Origin of the sequence: Mucilaginibacter celer (assembly GCF_003576455.2) — a bacterium.
GTDB classification, from domain to species: domain Bacteria; phylum Bacteroidota; class Bacteroidia; order Sphingobacteriales; family Sphingobacteriaceae; genus Mucilaginibacter; species Mucilaginibacter celer.
Window position 1 is genome coordinate 5,083,118 of sequence record NZ_CP032869.1, and the last position, 17,113, is coordinate 5,100,230.

Sequence of the window (17,113 nt, forward strand, 5' to 3'; positions counted from 1 at the left end):
CTCAATTTAAATTTCGGCTGTTACTGGATTTTAGTAACCTAAAGTGGAGTGCTTGCTCTCACTTATAGGTCGCTACAGGTTTTTAGCTTATAAGCAGCAATATGATTCGCTTATATGTTGATCAGTCTATGCATTGAAAAGGCTTACTTATTAACGACTTTGCCTCATCATTTGATCCTCATCTCGCATTCGCTTTTGCTCGAAAATACGTGGCACGTTAGCTTCTAATTTCCCGGCGCATGAATAGAAAATAAGCCAAACCAAAACAACAGGTCACTGAGGCTAACAGACCGCTTAATTGTGGCCACACCACCAACAGGCTCTGGGTAAACGGCAATGGCGAAGGAATTGCACCCGCCATTTGTTCCATCGTCAGCGGCCCGAGACTCCGAACTGATGGCATGAGCAGCGTTGTAACCGCATCCGTGTAAAGCTGATTAGGAGATATGCGCAGGATGTTCAACACAACATCGTTATAGGCAATCGCCTGCTCCTGGGTAAGTTGGGCAGCGTCCGGCAACAGCGATCTCAGCGCCACGTCAACCAATATCTGGTAAAACACTGTAAAAAAAAGCCAAAGACCTATACAGGTGATAGCCGAAGTGGCAGCTTGTTTGAATACAATGGAAAGCGTCATGGACAAGGCCAGCCAAAACGCGACATAAGTTATTGTGACGAAAACAAAACCAGTAACTCTAAGTACCTCGTCCGGTTCCATCCGTACGCCCGTCAAGATAAGGCCTGCACCGATCATCAGCAACGCGAGAACTATAAATAGACTGCTTATGATCAGCAGGGCGCTGCTGAATTTCGCGAGCAAAAGGTTATCCCGGTAAACCGGCTGAGCCATGAGCCGTATAAGGGTACCGTTGTTCTTTTCAGAATTGATGGCATCAAAACCCAAACCGATACCCAGCAAGGGTGCTAAAAAACTCAAAAAAATGTGAAAAGGCGGAATGGTGTTATCCGTTACTGTCAGCAACTTAAGATAAAGAAAATTCTGATCCGGATTATGTAACATAGCGCCAGTTGGCTTAATGTTTGAAAGCGAAGTATAAATAGCAGCTATAAATGTCAGCACAATCAGTGCTACCAGGACAATGAAGCGCCAGCTACGTATATGGTCAGTTGTTTCCTTACGTAGGATCACAGCGAACGCGCCCCTCTCAGGCTGTCCTTTTGTAATCACTTTTTCCGGTTTGCGTTTCAAAATATCTTTGGTAAATATCGTCAAGTCCATAATTTTTTTGATTTACACTCATGATGTTATGATCATTTTCAACTAAGAAACGTACCAGGGACGGGGTAATATTCCTGTTGCAGCTGAACACTATCGTTTCACCCTGATATGAAATATCATCGATGGCGTCCCATCCCTGCAGCACCCGTTCCGGTGGCCAGGGATGGCTCAAATGCTCGTCGAGGGCAATTGAGGTAACATAGCCGTTCTTCCCAAACAATTTCTCGGCGAGCTGGGGCAGGTCACCTTCTGCCAGAAGCCGCCCCTCTACAAATATGCCTACCCGGTCACATACCTGCTGTACATGATGTAAATGGTGCGACGATAGTAAGACGGTCAGGCCTTGCTCCCGGCTCAGCTTCCTGATCAACACTAAAAAATCTTTAACGCCGGTGGGATCGATCCCAAGCGTAGGTTCATCTAAGATGATCACCTCCGGGCCCTTGATGAGCACTTCCGCAAGGCCCAAGCGTTGCTTCATGCCCCTGGAAAATGTCGCAGTTTTTTTAAGCCCCACCTCGCTCAGCCCGACAAGCTCAAGCACCAATTCTACTTTATGCTTAAGCTGATGCTCTGCCAGGCCATTAAGCCTACCGATATACAACAGGTTGTCCAACGCGGTCATGTGATCATAAAAACCAACACTATCCGGCATATAGCCGACTTTGGTCTTTACTTTGATGGGATCGGTGGTAGCATTATACCCACACACGGTTGCTGATCCTTCGGTCGGTTCGGTCAGACCCAGCATCATGAGTATACTGGTGGTTTTACCCGCGCCGTTAGGCCCGAGCAAGCCGAAGATCTCTCCTTTATTCACCTGTAAATTTAAATTATCGACAGCCAGGTGATTGCCGTAACGTTTAGTCAGGCCCTTTAATTGTATGATAGGAACATCCATTTGCATATATCGATTATCTTCGGCCATATTTACGAATAAGGTAATAGACGATACCGATAGCCACGAGAATGACGGTTATGCCGAGCCAGCCAGCCAGTAGAGATGTTTTAACAGCAAATCTGAAAGCCGCCTGGGAATTCGTATTGATGTTCGATGCGGTGATGGTAGCGGCATAGTCTCCGGCAAGTGTCTTATCCGGCACTTTGAGGGTTAACGTTATGTTTTGAGATTTCGTCGGCTCCAGCGCGGTGATATTGGCCGGTTCGAAACTCGCTTCCCATCCGGTCGGCAACTGATTGGAGAAGCTGATATTGCTGAGGGGCAAGGTGCCGGAATTTTTGACAACCAGTTGAAGCTGCTTTTGGTTCCCGGATGTAACATCCTCACTCAACCTGCCTGTCGGCGTGGTTAAGGTCAAACCATAGGTACCCTTGACGACCGCTTCGAGCGTCAAAGCTATCGTATCTTTACCGGAAATGGCATCAATCGGGATTTTATATTTTCCTGGCCTGGCTTCCGGTGAAGCATTGATCTCGACGGAGATATCCTGCGATTTGCCTGCATCTACACTGATAGAAGTCACCTGGCTGCTTTCAGCTTTGAAGGCTATGATCCAACCAGGCGGGAGCACGGTCTGCAAGTCATACACGTGCGCTGTGGAAGATCCGTTTCGTAAAGTCGTGCTGTAGCGGAAGGTTTCGTTGGTCGCAGCTTCGATGTTCACGAGCTTGGCGCTGAACCCTGAACCGGAAATTGACTGAGCGGTCGATTGCTGCGCATGACTCATAGAGGAAATAAGAATTAGGACAAGGAAGAGAGTGGTCTGGCGTAAGACGCCTGATGGTGTTGTAGATAATTTAATTAACATAATTCAACGACTAAAATGATTAGTAATAGCTTTCAAAAAATGCTTCGAAAAAATTTGTTTAAGGATTAAAAATTGATGGTTCAAATAAAAAAACCTCTTCAAAATCATGCAATAGGTTTAACATTTTTTAACAAATGAACACGAGAAGTAGCAAACCGAGGCATGGCTGATTTTATAATGTTGGAAGCAGAGACCACCATATTTAAATGTCAATACTTCTTCCTCATCTTTAAAATAAACCATCGTGATATTATATTTGTAAAACGAATTATCATGCAAGCTGGAATTTTATCTACGGATCTATCGATTTTAGCTGAAGCGGTCAATGCTTCAAGCAATAGCGTCATAATTACCGATCATTCCAAACCGGATGATCCCATTATATTTTGCAACCCTGCTTTTGAGAGACTTACGGGCTACACGAAAGACGAGGTTATAGGTCGGAACTGCCGTTTCCTTCAAGGTCCTGATCGATCTCAAAGTGCCCTCAGCCTTGTTCGGGAAGCCATAAGCGAAAGTAAAAATTGTACCGTGGTGCTTAAAAATTACAGAAAGGATGGAGTGTCATTTCTGAATGAGCTATCCTTATCCCCAATCTTTGACAATGATGGGAAACTATTACACCTGGTGGGTATACAGAGAGAAGTGCCATCGCGTTTTGACGGCTCGTTGTATGGACAGCGGTCACGGATCAGCCATGAGTGGCGTACTCCTTTAACCACGATAAAAGGAACACTTCAAATCTTGCAACGCAAGGGGTTGTCGTTAAATCCGGTTTTCTTGCACAAAAGCCTCTCGTCCGCGCTTCAAGCAGTCGAGCGGCTTGAGCAATTCGCAAATAGATTGACCAGATAAAATAATGCTTTAGTGCGTTACCTATTTGTCGAACGAAAACCATGACAGATATCAATTGGATAATTGCTCCTATTAAATCGAACCTATATTTTAGTGCAAATTAAGTGAGTGCAAGAGTTCAATGGGTTATTGTTTCTGCTTGATATGCAAAAAGTGGAACGGGATTATTAGATGTAAGGAATAACACGTACATATCATCATTTTTTGCCGGATAACGCTTAGCACTTCCTCATTCATATTTCGCCGATCTTTTAAGTGCTTATTCAGATATATAGTATACCGCACAGTATACTTTTTTCTTTTTCTTCACCAGCCATAGTACGTTAAAGTATCCTCGGGGTATACCCAAAAGCCCCGTAGGGCAAGCAAAGTTGGGCTCTTCTCAACTTTGCTTACTCCGCTGCATCGGTTTTATACAGTTGGAAATCTGTTTATACATATTTATCGGTTAAATTTAGCTGTGAATCAAAATAAGACTGCGCTGATACACAAAATATTTGTGACGTACTAAAATTTAAGTATCTTCAAAAACCATTATAATAACCAACATTATTTACCAGCGCTTTTTTAATAGTACAAGATGAACCTTCCGAATCTTAACGATCAGGTATTTAACGCGCTGTGTGAACAGTTAAGCGGTGAAGCTATTTTTGTATCAGATACCTGTGGTATAATTAAGGGATGGAATAGTAGCGCGGAGCGTTTTTATGGATGCAGGGCAGAAAATATTGTTGGTTGCCCGCTTACGCATCTGTTCGAAAGTTTTGATTACGAAACTGCTTTTCAGATGGCATCTGAAAACAGCAACTATCAGACTGAAGCTGAAGTTCTCCAATCGAAGAGCTCATTTGTTTCACGGGCCGAAATAACCATAAAGGCGCTATATGATGGCGACGTATTAAACGGGTACTCTTTTTATGCGCGCCAGTTACACGCGGCCGTTGATGAACCTAAAAAGAAAAACAATCCCGATGCAAATCGTCTTAGCCAGTTTGAAAACCAGGAACAGGCGGCCCGCGAATTGTCTGCTTACAAGTATGCGCTTGATGAAGCCGCTATAGTTGCAGTAACCGACCAAACCGGAAGGATAGTACACGTTAATGAATATTTCTGTAGAATATCAGGCTATAGCGGGGATGAATTAATAGGTAAAGACCATAGGTTGATCAACTCCGGATATCACGAGGCGAAATACATTCAAAATCTTTGGAAAACCATAGCTAACGGGAAGGTATGGCGTGGAGAATTATGCAACCGCGCCAAAAACGGCAGCATTTACTGGGTTGCCACCACCATTGTTCCTTTCCTTAATTCGGAAGGTAAGCCATACCAGTATGTAGCCATTCGGTACGATATCACGGCGTTGAAACTTGCAGACGAAGAATTAACGCGGACAAACAAAGAAATAAGCGACCTGCTGGAGAGCATTAACGATGGCTTTGCCGCGTTAGACAAGGATTTACGTTTTACTTACATTAATATTCGTATTTGCGAAATGTTCAGGAAAAAACGTGAGGATTTATTGGGCCGATCGATATGGGATGCTTTTCCTGAGTATGTTGAGTCGGCAACCTTTAAAGCTATTCGAAAGGCCGCAGGAAATCATACCGCTGAAATAACTGAGGAGTATTACGGCCAGCTAAACCTTTGGCAGGAAACACGTATTTACCCTAATGAGAACGGGCTATCTATTTTCGTAAGTGATATATCCGATCGAAAAAGTATCGAACTACAGCGGATATTGTTTCATAATATCAGTGCTATATTTAATCAGCAGGACGAAATGTCGCCATCCCTGCGCAATGTGCTTGCAGAAATACTTCAGTTTTCAAAAGCTTCCCTTGCGGAAATATGGCTCACGAGCGCCGAAAGGGGACACCTCTACCAAGCTGCAGCCGTAGCGTCTGATAAACTTGTTGCTGACGCGTTTGAAATAAATACAGCTGAGCTACTTACGCCTGCAGGGAATGGGTTTGCCGGCAGCACCTGGGAATACGGGGACTTGCAATATATTGACAATCTTCAAACGAGCGCAAAGTTTATACGACGGGATGCAGCGCAAAGAGTCGGCCTTACATCGGCAATATGTTCGCCATTGCGTAATAATAACGAGATAAACGGCGTTATCCTGCTGGCATTTGAAGGGCCCGCACCACAATTTTTAACCCGCGTACTTTTTGCTCAATTAGGCAGCCATCTCGGTGCTGAAATTAAACGAAAACAGCTTAAACGCGAATTACAACAAATTTTTGAATCGGTACCTGATATGATTTGTACCATTGGGCTTGATCGCAGTATTAAAAGGGTGAACCGGGCCATGTGTGATATCTTAGGTTACGACGAAAAGTTTTTATTAAATGCCACTATAGATCAATTGATTCATCCCGACGACCTTGAAGAGAGCAAATTGCGAATGAAACGTTTCAGGGAGGGGGAGATTGATACACTTCATTTTGAAAACAGGTATGTAACCAGGACAGGGGCACTCGTGCATTTGAACTGGACTGTCAAAAAATCCTCAGAAAAGGGGGTTTTGTTCGCTGTTGGAAAAGAAATAACTGAAAAAAAAGAATTAGCGTATTTGTTGACAAAGGCAAGTGAGATGGCCCGTATTGGTAGCTGGGAAGTTAACCTGGCTAACAACATGGTGTTTTGGTCAGATATCGCCAACCAGATAGTAGAAATGCCCCCCGAACACCGCCCCTCCCGGAGCGATGCGGAGTTTTTTTACGATCCCGAAACACTCAAAGTGGTGAACTCGGCCATGGAGAAGGTAGCTTCAACGGGCGAACCCTTTGATCTCGAAATGGAACTCAATACGGCCACACACCGCAAAATATGGGTACGCGTACAAGGCGAAGATGAGTTTAAAGGCGGTCACTGTCACAAAATTTATGGCAGTATCCAGGATATAGACAAACGTAAACGCGCCGAACTGGAAGCCAAAAGATTTTTGGAGGAGCGAAATACGATATTGGAAAGTATCGGTGACGGTTTTTTCTCTGTCGACAAAAACTGGCGTGTAAGCTATTGGAACCGCCAGGCCGAGGAAGATTTTAAAGTTGACAAAGAACAGATACTGCATCGTGATTTTTGGAGCTGCTTTCCGGATGCAGTGAATACCGTTTCTTTTTCGGAACTGAAAACCGCGATGTCTACCGGGCATGTGCGTCGGTTTGAGGCTTTTTCAAAAATAGTTGGCAAATGGTTCGACATCAGCGTTTATCCGTCCAATAATGGCCTGTCCGTTTTTTTTAAAGATATCAGCGTTCGTAAGCAGGCAGAGGAGCAGTTAGCAGTGCAAACACAGGCATTAGCCTTATCCGAGCAGCGCTATAGCGACCTTTTTCAAATGAGTCCGTTGCCCAAATGGGTTTTTGATATTAACACGTTTGAATTCCTGGAAGTCAACCAGGCCGCGGTTCTGCACTATGGGTACAGTCGCGATGAATTTTTACAAATGACGATCAAGGATATTCGGCCGGAATCTGAAATAGACAAAGTGCAGGCCGTAATTGCCGACAAATCCCGTAAAGAGTTCCAATGCTGTGCAGGTGTTTTCACACACCTTAAAAAGAACGGCGAGCGGATTGAAGCTGAAATTACCAGCAGCTTGTTAAATTACAATGGCCGGGCTGCCCGGCTTGTACTCGCCATTGATGTAACCGAGCGCAATCGCCACATTGAGGAGATACAACAACAAAATAAGCGGCTTAAAGACATATCATGGATGCAATCACATATCATCCGGGGCCCCCTTTCGCGTTTAATGGGTTTAATTTACCTGATGAATGAGACCGGTCCTGATGAATCCGAAATATTTACCCAAATAACCAGTTACATCAATGAATCGGCAAAAGAACTGGACGAAGTAATACATGACATAGTAAAAAATGCCGATTTAAATATTATACAATAACTTTCGTAAATAAAGTGAATCTATTTTAAAACCTCGGCAATAGCTAACAAACTCATTGGTTATAAGGCAATTGAAAAGCTGGCATTGATCTGATCGCCTCATTAAAAATCTGCCTTATTTGTCACGGCACCGATAAAAATTAATTAGAGACAACTTTTAAAATAATGAATATCAGCATCTAATGCTTATCGTAATTAGGTAAAATGCGGATGATTAGATTGTAGGTCCATAAAATTATTCGTATCGTTAAAACATAAGTTTAAGTGATTTTGGTTCTTTTTAGTGGTGACCTATTCTGGAACTAATAAAAGCTTAAAATACATGAAGCTTGTTAATTACAGGCCTGTAATTAACAAGCCCTGTTCCCACCCTCTCCGCTGATAAAGTTGACAAAAATATCAAAAAGCCCTTTAATTGCATATCAAAGGGCTTTTTTGTTTCTTCATTCTATCAAAACTCGCATAAAAACAAAAAAAATCAAACAGAAAGCTGTGGCGATTGATTTTCAGAAACTATCCGAAACCTGTTCTGAGTTATTAGTCAGCGGCAGCTTTCGGTATTTTGAGCAATTACGATGCATATGAATCAAGAACAATTGTAGCAGTAAATTAAAAAAGCTTTCTTTATTTCAGAGATGGCCAGGCGGTTAAGCAATATTCAAAAAAAAGTGCTGCCGGAGGTGGCTGCAAAGTATTTATCTTCGAAAAAAATATTAAAAACAAGATCAACTGTTTAACCGGGATAGTCATCACCGCTGATTTTGATATTAAATTATTAAAACGCCGACAAATAACACATGGATAGTCAATCACTAAATATAACCGACGATTTAACAGAGAAATTAAGGGCAATTATTCCAGGTGCTTTTTCGGAGGGCAAATTAAATATTGATCAGCTAAAGCAACTTTTAGGAGAAGATGTTAATACCGACAATGAACGGTATCAATTAAACTGGGCCGGTAAAAGCGAGGCATTTAAAATGCTGCAATCACCATCAGCCTGCACTTTGATACCCGGAATGGATCAATCAGTAAACTGGAAAGATACCGAAAATATATTGATAGAGGGTGAAAACCTTGAAGTGCTGAAAGTGCTTCAGAAATCATATTACGGCAAAGTAAAAGCGATATGTATTGACCCTCCTTATAATACCGGCAATGATAGCTTTGTTTACCCCGACAAGTTTTCAGAAACCAAAGAAACGTACAGGAAAAAGATAAGGGATAAGGATGAAGACGGCTTCATGATAAAAGAGGGATTATTCCGTGCCAACAAAAAGGAAAACGGCCAGTTTCACTCAAATTGGTTATCGATGATGTTGCCCCGGCTTTTTTTGGCCAAAAACCTGCTTACCGACGATGGTGTCATCTTCATTAATATTGACGATACTGAACTGGCAAATCTGAAAATTTTGATGGATGAAATTTTTGGTGAAGAAAATAAGGAAGCGATTATCACCTGGCGAAGAAGGCACAATCAACCCAATGATAAATCGAAAATGGTATCCAAAGTGGCGGAATACATTTTGGTATACGCCAAAAATTCTGAAGCCCTAAAGCGAAAAGGTACATTTTACGGCATCCCGCTTTCAGAAGCAAGGCAGGATAGTTATACCAATCCGGATAATGACCCGCTTGGCCCCTGGGATTCGAAGCCGTGGAAGACCGGTTCCGGCCAGTCGGGTTCAAAATATACTATCAAAACACCAACGGGCAAGATCCTGAACGAAGAGTGGATGGGTGCCGAAACAACATACAGGCAACTGGTTGCCGAAGGAAGAATCTACTTTCCAGGCGGCGGCGACGGCTGGCCGCGTAAAAAATTTTACCTGAGCGAAAGAATGGAAGAGGGCCAGTGCGCGCATAATTTTTGGGGGCACCAGGATTTTGGAAGCAACCAGGAAGGATCGGCCGAACTGACGGCTATTTTTAATGGTAAAAATGTATTTGATAACCCCAAACCAACCCGGCTGTTAAAAGCGCTGATTAAAATCTCCACTTCAAAAAACGATCTTATATTGGATTTTTTTGGGGGATCGGGCTCAACTGCGCATGCTGTTTACGAGTTAAATAAGGAAGATGGGGCAAACCGCAAGTTTATTCTTGTACAGCTTCCTGAAAAGATTAACGAGTTGGAAGAAGCCTATAAACTCGGTTTCAGAACAATTGCTGAAGTTACAAGGGCAAGATTAACAAAAGTGGCCCAATCAACAAATAACATGGCAGGCAAAGGGCCCGGGGGTAAAAACACATCTGCCGCGGGTTTTAGATTTTTCAAACTTTCTGATTCAAATTTTAAGATCTGGCGGGGCGATTTTTTGAAAAGTGAAGAAGATATAGTGGAGCAGCTGCAGATGTTCAGCTCGTTAGAGAAAGAAAAATCAACAGGCGAAAATATGGCCTGGGAAATTGCAATAAAACAGGGCGAGCCCTTGTCTTCAACGCTGCAGGTCATTTCCGTTTCCGAAGATCAATTCTATTTCTTTCCTGAAAGAAACCTGATAGTGGCAACCCAATCTATTACTGTACAGTCTGCAAAAGAAATTATCAGGCAGAAGCCGGCAATAATTATATGCCTGGATTCTATTTTTAAAAAGAACGATAAAAACAAAACCAATATTCAGCTGCTGGTTGAAAATGAGGGCATAATATTTCATACAATTTGATAGCGATATGATTTTATCAATACCCGAAACCAGAGTTTGCGAAGGCAGGGAAACACGATACCCCGTTACAAACTTCAACCCCGTTTTATGGATCAAAACAGATAATGCAACCTATTCGGTTATCAATATCGATGGCTTTATCGTTACGGCCGAAAACGCGGTGAACGGCCTGTTCAAAAAGCTGGAATATCGTGAGGAAACACCGGATGAAGACATCACTTTAGAGAATATTACGCAGTTAATTTCTGAAAATGAGCTCCGGTTGATCATGCAGTTGTCAGGTGTTTTACAGTGCAGGTTTTTCACCTTTTTGTGGCCCGAAAATTATCCAATCGGTTATGATCCGGCCGACGAGATCATTCACTCTTTTTCTTTCGCAGATACCGAAACAGGTGTAACAATCGCTACACATAAAAAATTAAACCTCAGCGCAATGCAGGAGGGCATCAAGCGTTTAAGGCGCCGAAGCTTTGATAGACCTAAAAATATGAAAGCTGCTACTTCAAATTTGGAGTGCTACCTTGCTAACGAAACCCAAAATCCATGGCCCGGGGATATTGATGCCATGATATATAGCCATGCTACCGGCCGCTTTGAAGCCATAATTGAGTTTAAAACCCATAACGCAGACAAACCCATAGAAAATGAAGCATTTGGAAACTATCCCGAAGATTGGAGACGGTTTGATGTATTATTTGATCTTGTTGACAACTTTGATGCGAGATTAGGCTACAGGCCCAAATTGCTTTTTATAGTATGGGGCACCAACGGAACCAGCGCCAACCATGCAAACATAAAAATTGACCTGATTGAACGCGGCCGGGTTATAAACACGTTGCTCTTTCCGAGGCCTCCCTACAATGTTTTTTCTGACGGATTATTTAATTTCTTAATGCAAATTATAAATGCAGCTTAAATTTGATAAAAATCAGGCTTATCAGCTCGAAGCAATTCAATCGGTTATTGATTTGTTTGAAGGACAGCATTTAAACAGCGCAGATTTTCAATTTTCATATACCTCATCCCAAAGCGGCAGCATAAAATTTACAGAAACTGGCATCGGCAATAATCTCAGCTTATCAGAAAATGAGATATTAGTGAACCTTAATAAGGTGCAGGCGGCCAACAAACTAAAAAACGACGAAATGTCTGCAGCTCTCGAAAAGCTATGGTACAACGAAATACCTGAAAATAAAAACAGCGCTGAAAAATCCGTCATAGCAGCCAACTTTCCGAATTTTTCTGTTGAAATGGAAACAGGCACGGGTAAAACATACGTTTACCTGCGCAGCATTTATGAGTTGAATAAAGTTTATGGCTTTAAAAAGTTTGTAATTGTAGTTCCGTCGGTTGCTGTTCGCGAAGGTGTATTGAAAAGCCTTTCTATAACATTTAATCATTTTCAGGAAATTTATGAAAAGCAACCTGCCGAATTTAAGGTGTATGATGCTGCACGCCTCACAGAATTGGGCAGCTTCGCAAAAAGCAATACTATTCAGATCCTGGTTATCAATATCGACAGCTTTGCAAAAGATGCAAATGTGATTAACCAGATTAGGGAAACCGGCATAAAACCTATCCAATATATCCAACACGCTAACCCTGTTGTGATTATAGACGAGCCTCAGAATATGGAAACGGATCTTCGCAAAAAGGCTATAGCTAATTTAAATCCCTTGTTTACGTTGCGATACTCGGCCACGCATAAAAATTTTTATAACCTCATCTACAAATTAGACCCTGTAAAAGCTTACGACTTAGGACTGGTTAAACAAATAGAGGTTGACTCCGTGCTTACCAGAAACGACAATACGGGCGCTTTTGTCAGTGTCGACGGTTTTAACTTGGCTAAACAATCGGTTACTGCCAGGATTACCATTTTTATGAATGAAAAATCCGGTGCGGTGAAAAAACAAGTCATCGCTAAAACAGGCGATGACCTGTACTCCCTTTCGAAAGGTTGGGACAGCTATAAAGACGGATATATTATAAACGAGTTAGATACAGAAAGCGGTTATGTTGAATTTTCGGGAGGTAACCTTGTTTATCGCGGAGAAGCTACCGGTGTCCTTACGGATCAGATTCTGAAAGAAATGATTGACGCAACCGTGGAAAACCATTTCAAAAAAGAAAAAGAGTTTGAGCGCCACGGAATTAAAGTTTTATCCGTTTTTTTTGTCGACCGCGTGGTTAATTACCGTAGCTATGATGAAAAGGGCAACCCCAAAGCAGGAAAATTTGCCTTGTGGTTTGAGGAAAGCTTCGAAAAATGGCGAAATATGCCCGCATATCGCGGAATGTATCCTTACACGGCGCATGAAGTTCATGATGGATATTTTAGCCAGGACAAAGGAAAATTCAAGGACTCGAAAGAAGGAAAAAGTTCAAAGGCAGATGATGATACCTTTAAGCTAATAATGCAGGATAAGGAACGGCTGCTTGATATAAAAACTCCTTTAAGATTTATTTTCAGCCATTCTGCCCTTCGCGAAGGGTGGGATAATCCAAACGTGTTCCAGATCTGTACGTTGAATGAAACAAAATCTGAATTTAAAAAACGCCAGGAAATAGGCCGCGGGCTTAGGCTTTGTGTTAACCAGAATGGCGAACGTATTTCAGAGCGCTCCATCAACCGGCTTACGGTTATTGCCAATGAATCGTACGAGGCATTTTCAAAAGCGCTGCAATCGGAAATTGAGGAAGATACGGGAGTAAAATTTGAAGGGCGAATTAAAAATGCACGACTACGGAAAAAAGTACAGCTAAAAAACAAATGGCTTGACGATGCCCTGTTTCTGGAACTGTGGGATAAGCTCAGATCCCGTACCGAATATAAGGTTGATTATAAAACAGACGATCTTGTAAACAATTGCATAACGGCCTTACAAAATATGCCTGTTATTGATAAGCCTGTTATTTACAGGGAAAGAAATGCTGCAAAGTTTATCAGAAATAAAGAAGGTGAACTGATAGCACTGGGTGGAGAGCAGAGGGGCTCGAAAGAAAAAATAATTAAAGACGTTAATCATGACATCCCCGATTTTGTGGCCTATATTCAATCCAAAACCGAACTAACCAGGGATACTATTAACCGGATCATTTTATCGTGCGGGCGATTGGGCGAAATTTTTAATAATCCGCAATTATTTATGGATTCGGTGGTAAAAATTATCCGTGATGAATTTGACAGGATTAAAATCAATGGTATCGAATATCAAAAGATTGCAGGCGGGGCCTATGAAATGAAATTATTCGAATCGGCAGAGATTGATCAATACCTGGATAATCTTGTTGAAGTAAAAAATCAAAACAAAACACTTTACAACTATATTGTGATTGATTCGCTGAGCGGTCCTGAAAAGAAATTTGCTGAAGATTGCCAAAACAGGGATGATATTTTGTTTTATGTAAAACTTCCTTCAAAATTCAGGATTACAACGCCCATCGGTCCATACAATCCTGATTGGGCACTGATAAAAAGAGAAGAAGGTGAAGAAACCAAAATATATTTTGTTGCCGAAACTAAGGATGCAAAGGCATCTGCCGACAGATCCCTGCTAAGGGATACTGAACGACGTAAAATTCAGTGTGCAGAAAAGCATTTTTCGGTAATTAACGATGTTCACTATCGCGTTGTTGGCGCAGTTAGTGATTTAAAAATATAGTTTAAAAAGCTTTTTACTTCGATTAGCATAGCCATCAACCTAAGCAAAAGCGGTGGAATTGTGCGATTCCCCTCTTGAGAGGGGTGGAGGGGTGTGTTACGCTACTTGTGATTATCGCTCGTATAACACACCCCGGCTCCCGCTCTTTCCCATCGCGCCCCCTCTCAAGAGGGGAACTTAAAAGCCCGTTTCTTAACTTGTCGCTATGCGTCGATTAGGAGCCGTTAAATATTCAGGCGATTTTCAATATACATACCAAAATAAAAAAAGGCCGATCATGATCTATGATACGGCCTCTTTTTATAATTTATTAAAACCTTATTGCCCGGCGCTCCAGCCATCGCCCCAGCCGCTTCCGCCTGCGGTTTTATCGCTTTTCAGCAATTTATCGTATTCGGCGCTTTGGGTTTTGGTTAAAACTGCTTTTATTTTGCTGATAGTTTCGGTACGCAGTGGTTTTATAGCAGTAAGCATTTTGGTGTTATCGCCATGGTGCGCAGCCTTGATCTTATCAAACTTTGCCGACGATTCGGTGTAAATAGCTGCTATTTTAGTTGTTTGCGCATCGGTAAGCTTTAACTGCTTTTGCAGGCCTTTTGCCTTATCGGCGGCTGTTTTAGTTTGTGCTGTGGCAACTGTTGCTATCCCGATAAACAGGAAACACATTAACAGGATTTTTTTCATCGTTGATTTAATTTAGCGTATTGGGTATATATAAAGTGATATTAAATTATTGGTTATTACTGGCAGTCATCGGCATACACATCAGCCCTTGCTTGTTTATAAATGTAAGCTTTTTTAATTGTATAACCTTATAACTGTCAACACCTTCGGTAACAGATAAAAACCGGCCGGGCAAAATATTTTTAAAATGTTGAATTGTACCGCTGCCGGCCCATTTTATTTCAATATCATCTATCTTTTGCGCTTTGCCTATCCCTATTTCCTGCCTTAAAGGCGATGAACCAAAACTACCGCCCGAATTTACCGTTTTATAAACACTCCTTTTTGCGCCATTTTCGGTAAAAGTGAGTTTTATTAGGCTGCCTATCGCCGCTCTGTTGGCTTTAACACCCTCAAGCTTAAGGCTTATCCAGTTATTATCATTCCCCGGATTCAAATATAACGAACTCGCGTATGAATCGCCTATATAAGCACCGCCCATTTGGGCAAAAACATCCTGGTAACCACAGTTTCTAAAATCGGCAAAAGCCACGCCGTGCCCTTTCTGCAGGTTACCTGTGCGCGATGATGAAGTAATATCAATAAACCGCTTACCGCCGGCATTTTTAAAAAACTTATTAGGCACCAACGATTTAAAATCCGGATTACCGGTACCAAAGTACATATCCAGGTAGCCGTCATTATCCATATCGCCAAAATTACCGCCCATACTGTACACCACCTTGTCCAGCCCGGCTTGTTTGGTAACATCGGTAAATGTACCGTTGTGATTGTTGTGGTATAAAATAATATTACCTGCATTTGGAACCGGTTTACCTAACGCTTCCGCTGCACTGTAGTAGCTTAAGGCATGCTCAAACTGGTAATCGCTCACTTCAATATCCTGCCATCCATCGTTATCATAATCAAAAAACCAGGTAGTAAAGCTACGTTCGTTATTATCGATGCCTGCTTTTATGGTAACATCTTCAAAATCAACCTGCCCGTCTGGCTTGCTTATATTATGCAACAAATGCTTGCGGCCATCCATCGTCGAAATAAATACATCCTGTTTGCCGTCATTATCATAATCAGCGGCGGTAACACCTTTTACAAAAGCTGTGATATCGCAATGCGCTTTAGCGGCAATGTTGGTGAACGAGCCATTGCAGTTGTTAATAAACAACATACAGCTTGATAAATTACCGTTAGGAGCGCTGGTGATACTTTCTGTGCCAATAAAAACATCCAGCCATCCATCATTATTAAAATCGGCCCACACGGCCGCCTGTGTGGGGTGAAAAAACAATAACCCTGCAGGGATGGTAACATCGGTAAAAGTGCCGTCGCCATTGTTTTTCAGTAATGAGCTTGGCTGGTTGCCAAAACCCTTGGTTAGCCAGGCACCGCGCAATACAAAAATATCAGGCAGGCCGTCATTGTTATAATCTGTTTGCTGTATGTTAAGGCCGCCGGTTATGCCTGTCAACCCGCTATGTTCGGTACAATCGGTAAAAGTGCCGTCTTTGTTGTTTTCAAAGTAGTGCATGGGGTCGCTCAAATCCCAGCCCGATGTTACGATATCCAGATAACCGTCGTTATTAAAATCATCGGTGATAACGCCGCCCGCCCTGCCGTTAATGTTGAGGCCCAGGCTGGGTGCTATATCAATAAACGGTTTTGTATAAACGGCACTATCCCTGTTTAAATTAGGGATGAGGAATTGTGTGGGAACTTTTTGGGGATAATCGCCCAAAGTCATGTAAGCAATATTGAGCAACCACCTCGATTCCAGATCTTCAGGGTGCATTTTCAGTACTTCCTGGTAAATATCAATAGCGGTTTTTGAGCCTGTTCTGATCTTGTGCACACCATCATCCTTAATAGGAAAAATGCACGATGAGCCCGTATGGTTAAGCATGCAGTTGGTACGCTCGCCAAGGCGCATATAAGCGATACCGATATCAGGCATCATCTGATCGAGCGACATCGGATCAAACTGCCCTATCAGTTTTTGGTAGGTATTTACCGCTTGCTGTTCGCGTCCTGCTTTCAGCAACAAGGATGCTTGTTCTGTGTATATATATGGCCTTTGACCGTCTTTTCCGAGCTTTAGTAATGAGTCGCAATAGGCAAGCTTCCGTTCTTCTTTAAACGGGTGCGAAATGGTAAAACTTTGTTTATTAAGTTTCTGCAAAATGTCAACCATCTCCTGGTGAGATGAATCCTGGCAGGATATCATCGGCGATAAACCCAAAAAACAACCTGCAGCAATAAAAATTTTATTTTTCATAACTATTATAGATGTAGTATACCTACAATCCCGCCCTGGTCCGA

Annotated in this window: 10 protein-coding genes; 5 read left to right on the forward strand and 5 right to left on the reverse strand. The window is 42.3% G+C overall.

What is annotated here, in order from left to right; all coding sequences use genetic code 11:
• Positions 1 to 217: 217 nt before the first annotated feature.
• Genes HYN43_RS20910 through HYN43_RS20920 form a run of 3 tightly spaced genes read right to left on the reverse strand, consistent with a single transcriptional unit; the run spans position 218 to position 3,009 of the window.
• A complete protein-coding gene (locus HYN43_RS20910; protein WP_119411166.1) occupies positions 218 to 1,240 on the reverse strand; it encodes an ABC transporter permease in 1,023 nt (340 codons plus the stop codon).
• Positions 1,167 to 2,168, reverse strand: coding sequence for an ABC transporter ATP-binding protein (locus HYN43_RS20915; protein WP_245446969.1), 1,002 nt, complete (start codon positions 2,166 to 2,168; stop codon positions 1,167 to 1,169). Before HYN43_RS20915 ends, HYN43_RS20910 begins: the two co-directional genes overlap by 74 nt.
• A complete protein-coding gene (locus HYN43_RS20920) occupies positions 2,155 to 3,009 on the reverse strand; it encodes a COG1470 family protein (protein ID WP_119411167.1) in 855 nt (284 codons plus the stop codon). The genes HYN43_RS20915 and HYN43_RS20920 overlap by 14 nt, the downstream gene beginning before the upstream one ends.
• A 162-nt stretch (positions 3,010 to 3,171) precedes the next feature.
• Between HYN43_RS20920 and HYN43_RS20925 the strand changes: the two genes are divergently transcribed.
• From HYN43_RS20925 to HYN43_RS20945, 5 genes are all read left to right on the forward strand, one after another.
• Positions 3,172 to 3,864 carry a PAS domain-containing protein gene (locus HYN43_RS20925; RefSeq protein WP_119411168.1) on the forward strand — a complete coding sequence of 231 codons (693 nt, stop codon included), beginning with the start codon at positions 3,172 to 3,174 and terminating at the stop codon, positions 3,862 to 3,864.
• Positions 3,865 to 4,444: 580 nt separating this feature from the next.
• A complete protein-coding gene (locus HYN43_RS20930) occupies positions 4,445 to 7,783 on the forward strand; it encodes a PAS domain S-box protein (RefSeq protein WP_119411169.1) in 3,339 nt (1,112 codons plus the stop codon).
• A gap of 796 nt (positions 7,784 to 8,579) precedes the next feature.
• Positions 8,580 to 10,448: a site-specific DNA-methyltransferase gene (locus HYN43_RS20935; protein ID WP_119411170.1), complete on the forward strand. Its 1,869-nt coding sequence runs from the start codon at positions 8,580 to 8,582 to the stop codon at positions 10,446 to 10,448.
• 7 nt (positions 10,449 to 10,455) lie between these two features.
• On the forward strand, positions 10,456 to 11,364 hold the full coding sequence (locus HYN43_RS20940) for a hypothetical protein (RefSeq protein WP_119411171.1): 909 nt from the start codon (positions 10,456 to 10,458) through the stop codon (positions 11,362 to 11,364).
• The gene (locus HYN43_RS20945; protein ID WP_119411172.1) at positions 11,354 to 14,113 is read left to right on the forward strand and encodes a restriction endonuclease; all 2,760 of its coding nucleotides are present in this window, start codon (positions 11,354 to 11,356) and stop codon (positions 14,111 to 14,113) included. The genes HYN43_RS20940 and HYN43_RS20945 overlap by 11 nt, the downstream gene beginning before the upstream one ends.
• Positions 14,114 to 14,431: 318 nt before the next feature.
• Here HYN43_RS20945 and HYN43_RS20950 read toward each other — a convergent pair whose 3' ends face one another.
• Positions 14,432 to 14,797: a hypothetical protein gene (locus HYN43_RS20950; RefSeq protein ID WP_119411173.1), complete on the reverse strand. Its 366-nt coding sequence runs from the start codon at positions 14,795 to 14,797 to the stop codon at positions 14,432 to 14,434.
• 46 nt (positions 14,798 to 14,843) lie between these two features.
• A complete protein-coding gene (locus tag HYN43_RS20955) occupies positions 14,844 to 17,069 on the reverse strand; it encodes a CRTAC1 family protein (protein WP_119411174.1) in 2,226 nt (741 codons plus the stop codon).
• Positions 17,070 to 17,113 lie beyond the last annotated feature (44 nt).